The 15,818-nt window shown below is 52.0% G+C and carries 9 protein-coding genes; 7 read left to right on the plus strand and 2 right to left on the minus strand.

The genetic code is table 11. The annotated features are described in order from the left end of the window. Window positions 1-290 precede the first annotated feature (290 nt). From RDV48_13700 to RDV48_13715, 4 genes are all read left to right on the plus strand, one after another. Window positions 291-1,475, plus strand: coding sequence for an ATP-binding protein (locus tag RDV48_13700; GenBank protein MDQ7823848.1), 1,185 nt, complete (start codon window positions 291-293; stop codon window positions 1,473-1,475). A 188-nt stretch (window positions 1,476-1,663) separates the two neighbouring features. Continuing rightward, window positions 1,664-3,325 carry a protein kinase gene (locus RDV48_13705; GenBank protein ID MDQ7823849.1) on the plus strand — a complete coding sequence of 554 codons (1,662 nt, stop codon included), beginning with the start codon at window positions 1,664-1,666 and terminating at the stop codon, window positions 3,323-3,325. Beyond that, complete coding sequence (locus RDV48_13710; protein ID MDQ7823850.1) at window positions 3,300-5,951, plus strand: PQQ-binding-like beta-propeller repeat protein; 2,652 nt, start codon at window positions 3,300-3,302, stop codon at window positions 5,949-5,951. The genes RDV48_13705 and RDV48_13710 overlap by 26 nt, the downstream gene beginning before the upstream one ends. A gap of 240 nt (window positions 5,952-6,191) precedes the next feature. Beyond that, window positions 6,192-8,210 (plus strand): hypothetical protein, encoded by a 2,019-nt coding sequence (locus tag RDV48_13715; GenBank protein ID MDQ7823851.1) that lies wholly within the window; start codon window positions 6,192-6,194, stop codon window positions 8,208-8,210. Here RDV48_13715 and RDV48_13720 read toward each other — a convergent pair. Further along, window positions 8,180-8,809 (minus strand): hypothetical protein, encoded by a 630-nt coding sequence (locus tag RDV48_13720; protein ID MDQ7823852.1) that lies wholly within the window; start codon window positions 8,807-8,809, stop codon window positions 8,180-8,182. The two genes, RDV48_13715 and RDV48_13720, sit on opposite strands and share 31 nt — an antisense overlap. A 99-nt stretch (window positions 8,810-8,908) precedes the next feature. After that, complete coding sequence (locus RDV48_13725; GenBank protein ID MDQ7823853.1) at window positions 8,909-11,251, minus strand: HNH endonuclease; 2,343 nt, start codon at window positions 11,249-11,251, stop codon at window positions 8,909-8,911. Window positions 11,252-12,968: 1,717 nt separating this feature from the next. Between RDV48_13725 and RDV48_13730 the strand changes: the two genes are divergently transcribed. The 3 genes from RDV48_13730 (at window position 12,969) to RDV48_13740 (ending at window position 15,817) form a co-directional block, all read left to right on the plus strand. Then, complete coding sequence (locus tag RDV48_13730) at window positions 12,969-14,309, plus strand: hypothetical protein (protein ID MDQ7823854.1); 1,341 nt, start codon at window positions 12,969-12,971, stop codon at window positions 14,307-14,309. 133 nt (window positions 14,310-14,442) lie between these two features. After that, a complete protein-coding gene (locus RDV48_13735) occupies window positions 14,443-14,640 on the plus strand; it encodes a CopG family antitoxin (GenBank protein MDQ7823855.1) in 198 nt (65 codons plus the stop codon). A 154-nt stretch (window positions 14,641-14,794) separates the two neighbouring features. Continuing rightward, complete coding sequence (locus RDV48_13740; GenBank protein MDQ7823856.1) at window positions 14,795-15,817, plus strand: endonuclease/exonuclease/phosphatase family protein; 1,023 nt, start codon at window positions 14,795-14,797, stop codon at window positions 15,815-15,817. Window position 15,818: the final 1 nt, after the last annotated feature.

Below are 15,818 nucleotides of genomic sequence, written 5' to 3' on the forward strand. Positions count from 1 at the left end.
GTAGGCGCTTGGAGCAAAGCTGACAGATTGCATTTCATTGTGCAGGGGTCTCGGGAAGTTTTTCTGTCTTTATAAAATCTAGTTTACGGCTGCCCAAAATTGAATTCGATTTCTTCTATAGTGAGGCTCAGTCCATGTGCCACAGATTATCTCTGTAAGGTGCCAGCTCTTCGTGAACCGGGCGTGTGCGGAACCGGGGCATTTGACAACCCTCACCGAACAATGGTATATTTACTCAGGGTCCTGAGTAAAATTACTCAGCATATTGAGTAATTTTTGGAGTTCCTTTGATGAAAAGGCTTTTCACCAGACAGATTAATGAGATCCTTATCACGAGGCTGAAGGAGAGCCGTCAGTTCATCCAGGTGCTCTTCGGTCCGAGGCAGGTGGGAAAGACCACGGCGCTCATGCAGGTCCTGGAATCGATTGCAATGCCTTCCCACAGTGTATCGGCAGATCAGCCCTCATTGCGGAATGCATTGTGGCTTGAAGAGCAGTGGGAGGTGGCCCGCCTGCTTGCGAGGAGAGAAAAGGAAGCTGTCCTGGCCGTGGACGAGATTCAGAAGGTGCCCCTCTGGCCCGAGGTGGTGAAAAGGCTGTGGGATGAAGACAGCCGCGCGGGCACACCGCTGAAAGTGGTCCTTCTGGGCTCCTCCCCGCTTCTGATCCAATCGGGACTCACCGAGAGCCTCGCAGGGCGGTTCGAAGCGATCAGGGCAGGCCACTGGACATTCTCTGAATGCCATGAGTTCTTCGGGTGGGACCTCGACACATTCATCTATTTCGGCGGCTACCCCGGCGCCGCGCACCTCATCAGGGACCGGGAGCGCTGGAGCCGCTATATACAGGACTCACTCATCGAAACGACCCTCTCCCGTGACATTCTGCTGATGACCAGGGTTGACAAGCCTGCCCTTCTCCGGCGCCTCTTCTTCCTCGGCTGCGAGTACTCGGGGCAGGTGCTTTCCTATCAGAAGATGCTGGGGCAGCTCCACGATGCGGGGAACACCACCACCCTGGCTCATTACCTTGAGCTTCTGAGCGGAGCGGGCTTCCTTGCAGGCATTGGTAAATACTCCGGTGAATCGGTGCGAAGGAGAGCATCAAGCCCGAAGCTCCTGGTATATGACACGGCCCTCATCACCGCCCAGTCTCCTCTCACCTTCAAGGAGGCCCGTGCTGACAGGAAATACTGGGGGAGACTCGTCGAATCGGCCGCTGGCGCGTATCTGCTGAACCTCGCTGCCGACAGGAAGCTCAACCTGTTCTACTGGCGCGAGGGAGACCGGGAAGTTGACTTCGTGCTGCAGAAAGGGAAAAAGCTCATCGCGATGGAGGTAAAGAGCGGTGCCTGGAAAGGGAGCCTTTCAGGCATGGCGTCATTCGACAAGGCGTTTCACCCTGACCGCAGGCTGCTCGCAGGAGCCGACGGCATTCCGCTCGATGAGCTCCTCCGGTGGGAGCCCTTCTCGTAAAAAGCTCATGAATATTTATTAAAACAGTAACCCACAGAAAAACAGTCTCAGCGGATCAGGCTGCACGGCCAATCATGGTATGATACTTCTCTCTGTCCCCGATATGAATCAAGCCACTGCCCGGGAGAATTTTCAGAAAGAGAGAATTATTCCATGCTATCATATTGATGAATGGGGGTGGGGAACAGATGCCTCAGTATTGCACCGAATGCGGCAGGGACAACAATGAGACGTCAAAGTTCTGCTCTGTATGCGGAGCACTCCTTGAAGGCCTGAGCACTGCCCCCCTGGTAAAGCCCGCCACTGTCCTGGATGATCGCTACGAGATTATCAGCGTGGTGAAAGCAGGCGGGATGGGCTGCATCTACAAAGCCCGCGACCAGCGCCTCAAAGAGGTGGTTGCGGTGAAAAAGATGAGCTCACCGCATCCTTCCCCAGAGGAGCAGAAGAAGGCGGAGGAGCGCTTCGAGGAAGAAGCCCGCTTCCTTTTCAAGCTGCATCACAATGGCCTCCCCAATGTCAGCGATTTCTTCACCGATAAGGACCCGGATACCGGTAAACCTGCTCATTTTCTTATCATGACTTTTATTGAAGGCGCTGATCTGGAGACATTGATGGAAGGACAGGGGCGCAAGCCTCTCCCTGTGGAGAAAGTCATTTCCATAGCGGGGCAGATACTGGAAATACTCAAGTACCTGCACTCTCAGGATCCCCCCCTGATTTATCGTGATCTCAATGCCCGTAATGTGATGCTGAAAGACGATAAGATATTTCTCGTTGACTTCGGTATCGCCCGAGTCTTCAGGCCCCATCAGAAGGGCACTGCAATAGGCACCCCCGGCTATGCGGCACCTGAGCAGTACAAGGGATTTGCGGATCCCAGGAGCGATCTCTATTCCCTTGGAGTGTTAATGCATTACCTTCTCACGGGGATTGATCCCGAGGATCCTTCCCGGCCTCCTCACCGCTTTGAGCCGGCGATGAAGATAAACAACACGGTTCCCGCCGCTCTGAACGCCCTTGTCATGGCTCTCCTGGATAATATCATCGAAAACCGCCCCGGGTCGGCACAGAAGGTGGAAGAGCTGCTGAAGACAGCTCTCACAGATAAGGCTGACACTCTCATCAGCCACGCGTCTCCGGCAATAGCGACTCCTCAGCAGATAAAACCCGTCAATCCGATGCAGACTGAATCCAGGAGGAAACAGACCGTCATTGTCAGCCCCGACGAGATAAATACGAAGAAACCACAGGGCATACATGAGGAAATATTGATTGCGCTTGTCTCCGTTGCGATTTTGCTCATTGTCGGCCTTATTTCTTATAGTATTTTCAGGATGGCTATCGATTCAGCTTCCAAAGCCCGCAAGAAAGAGGGGAAAAGGGGATCTCTCACTGTGCTTGCTGCTTCAGAGGGCGAGCTCAATAAATATCTGAAAATTCTTAAGGATAAGGGAATTGAAGCGCAGGCCGGCTCAGAAGATACCTATGAGAATAAGGGGATACTGGGCTATGTGGTCGTGGGAAGCTTCAGGACCGAGCTTGCGAAGTCCGTCACAGAATATCTCAAGGCCAATAACTACAGGTCAGCCCTCATGCCGCCCGACAGGAATGGCTTCTCAACGGTCCAGATAGGCGATCACTACAAGAGCAGGGACTCTGCTGACACTGTAGTGAAGAGGCTCCAGAATGAGCTTTCAGTGAAATTTCACACCGAGCCACTCTATGAGCAGGCAAAAGTAACCCGCTTCTATCTTGTCATAAATGATGTGGATGAAAAAAAGGCCGGCGACATCATCTCTCTTCTGAAAGTGAGATCTGAAGATGCGAAGCTCGAAATATCGCCATGAGGTATCGCAGCCCTATCAGGGGGCCATCCTGCACCATCTGATGATGGTACTGCTCCTTTTCCTGCTCTCAATTCCCGCTGAAGCGGTCGAGCTGCCTGCACCTCCCTTCAGGAAATCCTGGGCCTGCGAAGTGGGAAAGAAGCTTGGCGAGCAGCCCGGGTACTATGTCCTCAGCAATGGAGCATTGTGCTTTACTGCATACCAATCCTTTGGTGCCATTGACTTTTCTTCCGGAAAGATCCTCTGGAAACAATCCCTCAAGAACCAGGCCGTGCTGACCGCGGACTGCGAAGATGACAGATTTTATGTAGCGCTCGGGAAAAAGGCTTCCTTTTCCGATGAGCACCAATCAGGGAAAGAGCAGATCGTAGCCTTTGATCCCCGCTCCGGGAAAGAGTTATTGGATATCCCGCTTGACGGGATTGACTGCAAGCCTGCCCTAGAGGCCCATATATTGTATTGCGTCTTTGCTGACAATACGATGAAGGCGATTGATCTGAACACGCGGACGGCGCTCTGGACGATACCGGTTAAGGATTTCAACAAAAGAGAGAAGAGCCGATACTTCAGAAATGAAAAAAGCCTCACGGTGGTAAAGCCAAATATTTTCATCAAGAATGATCACAGACTGTTCTGCGCAGACTGCCGTACAGGCATTATTCAATGGAAGTATGATATCAAAGATGCCTATTGGCACTATTCAACGGATGAGAAGGGAGCGCATGTCTATCTCGCTCATGAGAATGAGGTCATATCGATTGATGGGCGGGATGGAAAGCTGGAATGGGCTGTCTCGATTCATAGTGCTGTTGATGGATCCCCGGTTTCCAGCGGAGGCCTTATTATTCTTACCAGCCGCGATTTTATGCTCTATGCACTGCAGGCCGACAACGGGAGAATCAAATGGACCTATGAGCTTTCCAAATCACCGCGGTCGCGTATCAGAGAGCCTCTTGTCCAAAATGATACCGTCATTGCGGCAGTTAACAGCAAGATGCTCGCCTTTACGATGTCAGGAGAGAAACTCTGGGAGTTTGACACTGAAGTCTATGATCTCTGGGGCATTATATTTGTGGACGATGGATTCCTCTTCTCATCGGGCCATGAAATCCTGCGATATTCCATGGGCACACCACCTGAAATCCCCTCCACGGCAAAGGAAAGACGAATCCTCGCCGAAGAGCTTGTCTCCCGCTTTGACCGCCTGGGAGAAGATGAGAGGTGGATCCTGGGTAAACTGGGTGACGAAGCCTTCGAAGCCCTTCTGCCATCAGCAAAAAAGCGATTGCAGGCATTCGACAGGACACCTCCGGAAAAGACGGCGTCCTGGAGAGATTATTACCGGAATGTCGATGACAGGAGCGAGGAATACCGCAGGTTTGATCGTGCCCTTGGTGTGCTTCAAAACACCGTGAGCAGCGCGCATACGCCCGAGCTCTTTTCCCTGTTATCGATGGCACAGAAGGACACCGCAAAGTACGCGATCCTGAAAGTCATCTCCACAAAGGGGGATGAGAAGCTTACGATCCCATTCTTCCTTGATGTGCTGAGGGCGGGCGGCAGGAAGGATAAAAAAACCTTCGATTATCTTTATACCACCGCTCTTTATGCCGTTGCGGATTCGAAGTATCAGGCCGCCGTTGATTATCTCATCGGGGAGCTTGCCAGACCTCAATCCCCTGTTCGGCACACCGCATACTTGAGCCTGGGGAGCACAGGGGGCGAGCGGGGAGCGCGGGCAATACTCGCCGCCAGAGACACCTCCCTCACGATTCCAACAATCGAGAGCTATGCAAAGTTCTATGAACTTGGTCCGGAGGTCAGCAGGACCGAAACCAATATTTTTGACGACCGATTGGCCCAGGTGAGAAAAGATCGCAATGGGACAAAGTGGGGGCTTGCGCAGTCATATGTTCTCGGCTCCCTGCAGGATGCCTGGATTTTGAAATTCGACGGCAAGGAGTGGAAGGAGCCGCTCTTCACCGGGAAGACAATCAGAGAGCTTGATATGGAAAAAAGCGATTGGATTTCCACGCTGGCTCTCAACGGCGACATGAGAAAAGACAGCGACGGCGACGGATGGACCGATGAAGTGGAGAAGCGCCTGGGCACCGATCCGCTCAATAAGGACACCGACGGGGACGGCCTCATGGACAGTATCGACAAAAATCCCCTCGCAGCGCCACGGGCTTTGAGCGAAACTGAAAAAGTTCTGAGAGCCGCCTTTGAGGGCAGGTTCTGCTTCTCATCCGGTGATGGATTCAGGGTTCCCTGCCTGGTGAAGCTTCCCGAAGGCATCGAGCCGCTGGAGCTCATCGGGTATGACTGGCTCATCATCCCGGAAAAGAAGGGAGAGAAGAGCCCTCTCGAAAAGGCCATGGCTGTCGTGGATCGCCTGGGTGTCGCAGTGGTGAGCTTTGCCATGCCCCCGAGTGACTTTGATGGAAATATCCTGCGTGAAAACAAAGAAGGCAGGTTCATTCTCTGGAACAAGGACAATACGGAAGCAAAGCTGCTTATCTCAACGAATTACGGTAATCTCAACGCCTCGGACACTGAGATTCATCTCAAAAAATTCGGCGACGACTGGATCGTGGTAAAAATGCGGGTTATCAGTGTTTCCTGATGCCAGGCCTCATCCCGTCAACCTGCCGAGAGCCTGAGGACACATTCCTGGCTCAAATTCCCATTATTATCCTTTTCTGCTATAATGATATCGTAACAGAGATTACCGCAGACAGTACAATCGCCCGCCATGAGACAATATTTTCAGCCACCACTTTGCAGGACAGGGAACAGGATATCCAATAAGTAAAATCACACCGGGCCGGCGGATTCCTGATGTTGATCTGAGAAACCAGGCGGCATGAGAGCTCAGAAAGCTGATATGGACAGGACGGTTATGAAGAAAAGCCTTCATTGGATCATTTTACTATTGATTCTCTCCCCGACTCTCTGCCTGTGCGCCACTTCTCAGGAAGAAGAGCTCTGGAGCAAAGCCTGTGAATATTACGGCGCCTCGGTGACTCTTGAAAAAACAAGCTACAGGGCCGCTTTAGAATCATATGAGAAAGCTCTCACCGCACTTGAAGAAATCGTGACCTCCTTCCCCGACTCCCCCACTGCCAGGCAGCTCCAGAGCGGGGAGAGAAAGCTGGGAAAGCTCACCTATCAAGAATTCAGGAGCTCACTGCTTCCAAGGGCACGACTGAGAGCGGAAGCGGAAGAAGACCCTGTCGCCTGTGCCATATTGATATGGGAAAAGACCAAAAGAAATGAGTTTTATGGCGCAATTCTCGCTTCAGAGGCTTATGCGAAGAGAGGGCAGCCTGACAAGGCCATTGCCTACGCGGAAACAGAAGCCAACGTGCATTTAAGAGAAGATGCCTTCATAGAGGTGACCAGGGCATGCGCTGAAAAAGGCGATATTGAGGGAGCAAAGCGAGCCTTGAAGAAATTGCAGGAGCTGGAAAAAGCTGACGAGAGTGGCGGATTTGTCTATAAGCTCATCAGGGCCATTGTCTGGCTTGACTCTGCACTGGTGAAGGCTGGAAGAGTCAATGAGGTGTCCTCAGTGCTGTCCCAGGCTGTCGCACAGGGAAATGACTGCTCAAAGGTTTATGAAGTGGGGGCAAAAGCTTACCTTGAAGCCGGCATCTATGAAAAGGCCTTTGAATGCGCTCTTGAGATTCCCGATCCCGAGACTCGCTCGGAAACACTCTGTGAGCTTTCCCGCCAAATGATCAAGGTGAGCGATTCAGAGATGGCACTCAGGTATGCGGGGCTGATCAGCGAGCCAAGTAACAGGGCAAAGGCATATGCCTCCCTGGTAAAATTCTACCTTGCGAGAGATGAAGATGTGCAGCTTCCCCTCGATGAGGCTCTAAAGAGTGCACAGCTGATCAAGGATCCCTATGAACGAATAGATAGACTGTGTGAGATTGCAGAAAGTCTCGCGAAAGCGGGCCATAAAGAGCAGGCGCTTGAAGCGCTCGAATATGTAAAACAAGCAGTTTCGGCGATGAATAAGGGCACAAAGAGACTCATCCCAGGTGTGTATTACCTGCTTCCCGGATATCTGCTTCTCAATCGGAAGGACCTGGCTCGCTCAGCCTTGATGGAGTACTTGAATGGAAAATATGCCCTGCCTGATAAGAAAGACCGCACAAGGGTGGCTGCTCATGGCTTTGCCATAATAGGCGATTATAAAAAGGCCTGCAGTTATGCGGGAAATGATGGGCAGCTCATGACTTATATCGCTGAAAGCGCCGCCAAAGCTGGGTGCTATGATGATGCATTCAGAATTGCAGGGATGATCAAAGATGAGCAGTACAGGCACAGCGCAGAAACAGCTCTCCATGCCATTCAAGCCCATCATTACAGAAAGCTGGGGAATAGTGGAAAGTCCCAGGAGGCACTCAGGAAAGCAGTGGCAGCGGCTCATTCCATAAAAAAAAGCTGGCTGCTTGATTCCACTATGACAGGACTCGCGAACTGGTTTGAGCAGAAGGGCGATATCGAGGAGTGGAAAGTGATAGTGGAAAAGATATCGTGGTATAATCAACGCTCCAATCTGCAATATCTGCAATATTGGATCATCCGGCATTATTTGGAGTCCGGTGAAGTTGAAAAAGCACATCAGAAGGCGGCAATGATAAAAGGAGGATTGCTTTCGATGCTTATAAGATCACAGGCATTCGAAGAAACCTCGGTTGGATATGCAAAAAGAGGTGATTGGGAGCGTGCCCTCGAGGTAGCCGGGGAAATAGATGATGACTGGAGCAGGGTAGTCGCACTCTGCACCATTGCGCCTTACTGCAGGGAGCCTCTTACCGAAAGGGGAAAAAACGCCCTTCACCGGATTATAGAAAAGCTGGAGCAGTGAAAACGAGGCTTATCCATAGCAAGGCCTGGAAATTGTGTGTCAATCGGTGAGAGAATAAGATGCCCCTGCAGGCTCACTTGCTTGCTGCTATGACGCAGGCTGTTGAAGATAGGGCGAGATGCTACACAATTCACATTATATTTTTCTATAACCCACCTTCCCCTTTTTTTCAACATATAGAAAATCCCATGAGCAGCAGCAAGACCATCCTTTAAATAGCCTCCGCCGACTTCTGCCCTTGAGGCGCTTGTGAACCTCAGAGAATCTATATCAAAGATGACTCCATTTTCTCCAGTCTCTTTGTCATATATCTGGTAAAGAGCTTTTACATCCCTGGTCGATGATTCTGATACTTTTTTCACCGGCGGTCTGTTTCCCTGAAAGCGATTCATAATACTATCCCTTGGGTCTCTCCCATGAAGAGAGAGAAAAAAGACCTTTACTTCTTTCCAGGAGGTAAATTCCTTTATCTCGTGGCGGAAGACGACCACAATTATATCGTCTATATCTTTCTGCCTCGACGGGGAAGCTGTGCCGGGCATGGGAAAAGCGACCGTGAAGAAAAGACAGAGCACTATTGACAGAAAAGTCTTATTCATAGGTCCCCTTACTATTATATCATACAGAGATAACAAGTTCTGGCAAGGGCGGAATCTGAATCTTTATCATACGGCATTGAACGGCATTGCATCGCCGCTTCAGGAAGCCCTCACCACGAAGGTGAGATTATGGGGCGCCTGTCCCCTGATGATGAGGTGCCCCTCGTGGACACACCTGAGGTGGTGGGCCATGCAGAGGGTGATGAGATTGCTCTCAATGTTGGAGCCGCCGCGGGAGCGGTAAATGATGTGATGAATGTGAAGGCCCCGGCGGCACGTGCAGCCCGGCACCTGGCATTGAAAGTTATCGCGCCTGAGGATTCTGGAATGGAGATCCCTTTTTTCTGGAGAGGGGTCCCAGGTGGCGAGGAACGTGTCAAGAAGGGCCTCGATGAAGAGGGTGAGGTCATCTCCGCCCCAGAGCATCACGGCGTGGTTCCAGAGAGGGACCAGGTCGGCGGCGAGAAAGAAGCGGATCGTGGCTTCCGCCTCCTTGACGTTCATCTCGAAGGGGGAGATTTCATTGTGCTCCCCGGGAGGCAGATCATCGACCTGGGATGCCTGTGCGAATTTCTGGAAAAATTGAAGAGAACGGCTCTCTGAAGGGCTTCCGCCGGTGACCTTCCATGCGCACCCTCTCTCGCCCTTGCCCAGGGTGACGACCTCTTCTTCCGCGAGGCTGACCTTCCTCGTGGCCCTGCCCGTGGCGGCGAGCTCCAGAGTCTCGGGTGAAACCCTCCACTTCCTGTGGGGAGCCTTTTCGGCATAGCGGAGAAAAGCATCCACGGTGCAAGAAAGGGTGGAGACCGGGACCTGCCCCGCGAAGGAGAGCCACTCGCCTTTGAGCTCCGTTCCCTCGTCGAGGACCCTGGAGATGAGGCGCGCCTGCTCCGGCGTGAGAGAGCCCGCTTTCACGAGGTCGAGCACTTCGGGGTATTCCAGGTAATGACGCTCGAGCGAGATGAGCCCATAGGCGGTGCTCTTGGAGATCCCCAGGCGCTCCCTGGTGTAGTGGCCAAGGGAGAGAAAAAGCATGTCTTTATAGAGGCCGAAATTGTTGAGAGTACGAAGGAGCCGCCCCTGGTAAAAGGAGATTGAGTGCCTGAGGGCCGTGATCTTCCTGAGCCGGGAGACTGCCTCGGAGGGATCGAGAGGAGCGGGAATGCAGAGGCCAGGAGCCTGCAGCTCACCTGGGAGCTCAACCTGCACGGGCTTCCAGGGGAGATACTCCCAGAAATGGGACACTTCCTCGAGATCCCTGTGGACCTGGCGGGCAAGCTCCCTGTCCTTTTCGGAAGCATCAGGGTCAAGCAGAAACGCTGCCCCGAGGGCTGCCTGAGGAGAGCCGCCGCACAGATACAGGGGCTTTCCCACACCCGAAGGCTGAGCCTCCGTGGAATGGAAGCTGGCAGAGTGCCGGCCCCCTTCGTGGGAACAACCCGAGGCGCTGAGAGCCTTCACCCCATCATTGCCTGTCTTCCCCTGCAGATCCGCCACACCGGAACCATCGGAAAAGCATTTCCCTGAGCTCTCTTCACCACCATTGTGGCACTTTGCACAGGCTCCATGGTTTCCACCGGCAGAACTGTACTCATGTGAGCAGCAGCCTTCGTGACCTTTCTCACAAGCTTCTCCCTCAGCCCCCACAGCAGCCGAAGCGGCATACTCCGCGAGAAGGGCCTCAACGAAGGTCCCAGGGGGAAGATTTGACTCCTCCATTCTGCGGAACACCTCCAGCGCTTTATCCCACTTTGCCGCCACGGCGAGAGGAACCCTCACGGAGACAGGGATGGCTTTACCCTCCTCATCATCCTCTCCGGGAGCAAAAAAATCAATGTCCTCCTTTCCTTGTGAATTCTCAGATATAAAACGGCGCACTTCTTCCTCAAGACCCCGCACGGTGAGGCTCGTGGCCTTGGAGAGCCACTGCTCCTCGGTCTCAGGCTTCACGACCTGGAAGAGGTACCGCAGGGCGCTCTTGCGCAGAAGGCCATTCTCGAAGGCTTCACGGATGCGGGGGAGCTTCTGAAGGGCCTTCGCGTTCCTCATAAGCTCATAGCCGCTCCTTGAAGAGAGCCCCAGCTCTTCGCGAACAAAGTCAGAAATGCGAACGGAGCCGAGCTTCTCGAGCTTCCCGTTGAGGGAGAGCAGAGCCTCGCCTGTGAGGAGATCGAGCCTGTTGCCCGCCTGCGAGAGGCACCAGAGGTTCCAGTCCAGGACCTCCCCTGCGAGGTCCCTGAAGATGTGCCTTCGCTCAGAGCGCGAGAGCACCTCGTCGGCTCCGTAGGTCACCAGGGGAAGGCCGGGGCCTGCCTGGAAGACCTGCCCGCCCGCCATCACGGCCTCGTAGCCGGGATACTCGCGGCGAGCCGCCAATGAAGAAGCCTCAGCCACGGGAGCTGCTGAAACATCCTCCTTTTGAGCGGTTGCCGCGATAAGCATTATTCCTCCTTTTGATTACTGTATTTTTGGGACTCATCCGTATCTCTCTATTTGATTATACAGTAAAGAAAGCTGTATGTCAAATGAGCCGATAGCTAGAATACCTGTGGTTATAAGGTTCCAGGGCCATCGCAGGATGGCCTCCGGTGAGATGAAGTGCTCTGTTTCTCGGTTTTTTTGCCCAAGACCCTGAAAAACTCTCCAGACCAAAGATTTCGCCATAGTCCGGCTGTGCCAGAGAGGGACTTCCCTAAAGGCGGGCTTAAAAATTTTTTATTCATCAGGTGCTCTTCGGTCCGAGGCAGGATCGAGAGCCTCATGCATTCTATTCTTGTCAATATGGGCTTATTTTGTTACAATGAGCGCACAAGAGAAAATCGCAAAAAATCAAAGCATGGAGATAACTGCAATGAGGTGGGGAAATCAGTATGCGCAGGCATACAGACTGGCTTTTTGCGCTCTTCTCGTTTTTCTCCTTCTCCCGGCATCGGGAGAGGTCTTTCCCTCGGAAGCCCTTCACCCTCCCTTCAAACAGCTCTGGGAATATAAACACCTTTATGGATGCACATCAGGCAATGGTTTGGTGTTCACTATAAAATCTCATATAGTTCGGGCGATAGAGGGGGCTACAGGGAAGATAGTATGGGAAAAAGCTATCCCTGATGAAGTGACGCATTGTAGCCTTATGTGCGATGAAAACTTTCTCTTCATCATGCTGAAGGGAAAAGAAGTTCTGATATGTGATATAAAAAACGGCGCTGTAATATGGAGTCTTCCCTGTGCCTATCAATACTGCGAATGCCTCACAGATAGTGAAAGATTATATGTGACAAAAAGAAGAGGGGCCATAGCAGCCTACGATCTCAGGAAAAAGTGCCTGCTGTGGTCCAAGGACTTCCTTCCCTCCCTCTCTGACAGTGAAAGAGAGAAGTGCAGCATCTTTCTCTCTTTTGTGGCGAATCACGGTGCTCTCTATGCATTAAAAAGGGTAAACTATAAAATCAGCAGGATTACCTGCCTGGATGGCTTGACGGGAACCATACTGTGGAAGTCACCTGTCCTTCCAGAAAAATATAGTCTAATAGTTGAAAGAGACAGGATTTATGCACAAGGCTCTAAAGATCTTACTTGCTTTGCAATCTCTCCCTGGAGAAGAATTTGGAATCTTCATCACGAAAAATTCTTTATGCCCAAGCCGTTACTGTATCAGGATCTCATCGCAGTGGCATCATATGATGGAAACCTTTATGGCATAGGTGCCTCTGATGGAAGAGTCAGGTGGTCTTCGAGGGTATCGGAGAAGCCTCGGCCTGAAATATCAGATCCCCTCATCCATGATGGAATACTCTATATCTCAGGTGATAGCATCCTCTATGCTTTTGATACTGCAGGAAACAGGCTCTGGGAATTCGATATGGATTACCTTCATTTAGTCTCTGTGGAATGCCTGGAAGGCTTACCCCTCGTTCTTACAAGATACGATGGAAGCACCATCTGCCTTACCCCTGGAAATCCGCCTGAACCTCCTTCAGACAAAGATGAGCGTCTTGCGCTGGCACGGTCTCTTGCCGCGCGATTCGACAAATTGAGCGTGGAAGAGAAAAAGACATTGTATAGGCTCGGCGATGAGGCATTTCATGCACTTTTACCTTATCTTGAAGAGAGCCTCTCTCTCTACGAAAAAATACCGTCTGACCACTGGGAAGAGAGAATGAATTTGGAAGGACCACTGAGAAAAATTTGTGAAGGGGTTGATAAGGTCACTTCGGAAGAGCACACCGAGCAACTGGTCGGGGTCCTTGACGCCCTCAAATCTTATGATGCAAAGGCTGATATCCTTGCAATCCTTTCCCGAAAGGGGAAAGACACCATAGTGGCTCCAGTCTTCCTGGACATACTGCAGAATAAAAGCGATAAGAAAGCCCCGTTATCTCATCAAATCGCCACTGATTATCTTGAAAGATCAAGCGATCCTCGGGTCATCTCATTTCTCATGAGCCAGCTTTCCGATGAAAGAGCCTCACAGAGCATGCGTGAGCTTGCTTTTGTCGCACTTGCCCGAAACGGCGGGGAAAAAGGCCGTGAAGCGGTGCTTTTCGCAAGAAGGCACATTCGGACGCATCCAAGGCTGGAAAGAGCGCTTGATATGGAGAAGCTGATCAAGGTAATTACGGAGCCTCGTTTTGAGGCGGGGCTGTTGAAGTTATATGCCAATCAGGAGAAGCCAGTGAACAAGGCTTTCATGAAAAAGCATGAAAAGGAAATCGTGTTCAATCAGGCAGAGTTCAGCGGGCATTTCCAGAATCAGCTGCTGTCGTTGAAGAAGGAAAAGGATGGGACGCTGTGGGGGCTTTTTCTCTCCCCCCTGCTTGGCTCCACATTCGATCTCTGGGTGTTCAGAATGAAGGGAACCCGTGAAAAGGAATATTATTTCACCGGAGCATCATATATGACCTTGAAAGGGAAATCATGGGCCAAGGAACTCATCAATAACAGCGAGATTGAAAAGGACAGCGACAGTGACGGGCTCACCGATTTAATGGAAAAGCGTCTCGGCACCAATCCTGAAAATGGAGACACCGACGGAGATGGACTTGCAGACGCCATTGACAGCAACCCGACGGCGGCGCCGAGAAGCCTGGAGAGTGATGAAGAAAAAATCATCTACGCGGCATATGAGGCCCGTTTCATGTTCGACGGGGGGAGAAATGTGCCCTGCGTCGTGGAGCTTCCAAAGGGGATAAAGCCTTTCGAGCTCAGCGGCTGGAGATGGATCACGATACCTGAGGAATCAGGCCACAAGGCATCCTTGAGAAAAGTCAGGGACGAGGGAGCTGCCTTTGTCTCTTTTTTGACTCCCGGGCTTGATTTCGAGGGAAAGGCAATATTGGTCCGGGACAACGTGAACTATATCGTGTGGAACCAGGATCACACCGAGGCAAAGCTCGAGCTCATCACAAGCTTCGGGCCTCTTGATGCCACGGGATATGATATCCATCTCAGGAAATTCGGAGATACCTGGTTCGTGATCGAAATGAAGATGGCATGGATCTCATAGCGGCAAGCCCTTGACCCGGAGGAAAACTACTCTTCATCGTGATCGAATACAAAGGAAACAGAATGGCGAGGCCCAAAACGGCAAGAAGGGCTGAGCTGCCTGAAAGAAAGCGATTCGAAAGGGGGTGAACCCAATGGCAAAGATCCCAAAGTTCAAAAGCGAAGAAGAAGAGGTGAAGTTCTGGGATGAGCATACTCTCGATGAATTTGCCGAGGACCTGGAGCCCGCCGAAGACGTGGAATTTGTAAAACCCAGGAAAAAGCTTATCTCCCTCAGAATGGACCCTCACCAGATAACGGCTCTGAAAAAATTGCATCCAGAAAGGGCATAGGGTATCTCACGCTCACCCGAATGTGGATTACTGAAAAAATAAATGAGACTCTGAAGAAGAGCTCATAAGTGCCGGAGCTCTGCCTGGTGCGAAGGATACTGCAGAGCATGGCACAAAATAGCCTTCGGGCAGAAAGTGTGAGGGTGATACTCTGTTGACTCCCGGGAGCTCTGCAAAAAGACTCTTTTCAAAATGGAAATGGGAGGCGGGATTCCTGTGTGCCCTGGCATTCTGGGGCTACCTGGGATTTTTGATTGTCCTCCCGCTGCTCTTTATGATCTTCGCTGAATCTCACTGGATTCTCGTGCTCCTTCGATTTGCACCACCCCTTTCTTATCTTGCGGGGCTTGCACTGGTGTCGATTGCGGCCAGGATCTTCAAAGTGAGATACTTCTGGCAGGGAGCTGCTGCCGGGCTCATTATCGTGTTGACCTATTATATGGGCTTCCAGCTTCATCTTTCACGGGTGCCCGCGGGTGGCACGCTGTCGGTCATGAGCTTCAACATTCATGCGGGAACGGGTGGAGAGGAGGCAATCGGGTCTTTTCTGGCAGGCTCCCGCTGCGATATCATCGGCCTCCAGGAAGCCAGGAAGCCGCTCCTTGTGAACCTGCCCGACCCCGTTCCAAAAATCGCGGCAATGCTGCCCGGTTATTCTCTCGCCCGCGGAGGGAGCCGCGGAGAGCTCGCCACCTTGAGCCGATATCCCATCGTATCATTCGAAGAGCATCCTCTCGATGACTTGTGCATGTGCACGGAAGCGGTCATAGATATACGAGGCAGAAAGCTCCGGTTTCTGAATGTGCATGTCATAACCGGCGATCCGAAGGGAATATTGAAAGGAGCGGACATTCGGCAGCGCCTGGTACTGACTGCCAGGACGCGCTCTGTCCAGGCCGAGGCTTTGCATACGCTGATCTCTACAGGCATTCTGCCGGTGGTTATAGCAGGCGACTTTAATTCCCCGCCAGATTCCGGGCTTCACAGGATAATGAGAAGTAATCTCAAAGACAGCTTTTCTGAAGCCGGGAACGGCTTCGGCTATACTTACAGGGCAAACTTGCCGCTCTGGCGTATAGACTATGTCTGGGCCAGCGGCCTGAACACCACAAGATGCCGGACGCTGAACCCGGGGCTCTCGGACCACAAAGCAGTGGAGGTCCTCTTTGACTTCTGAA

It is taken from the genome of Candidatus Eremiobacterota bacterium (assembly GCA_031082125.1).
In the GTDB taxonomy this organism is placed as follows: domain Bacteria; phylum Vulcanimicrobiota; class CADAWZ01; order CADAWZ01; family Ess09-12; genus Ess09-12.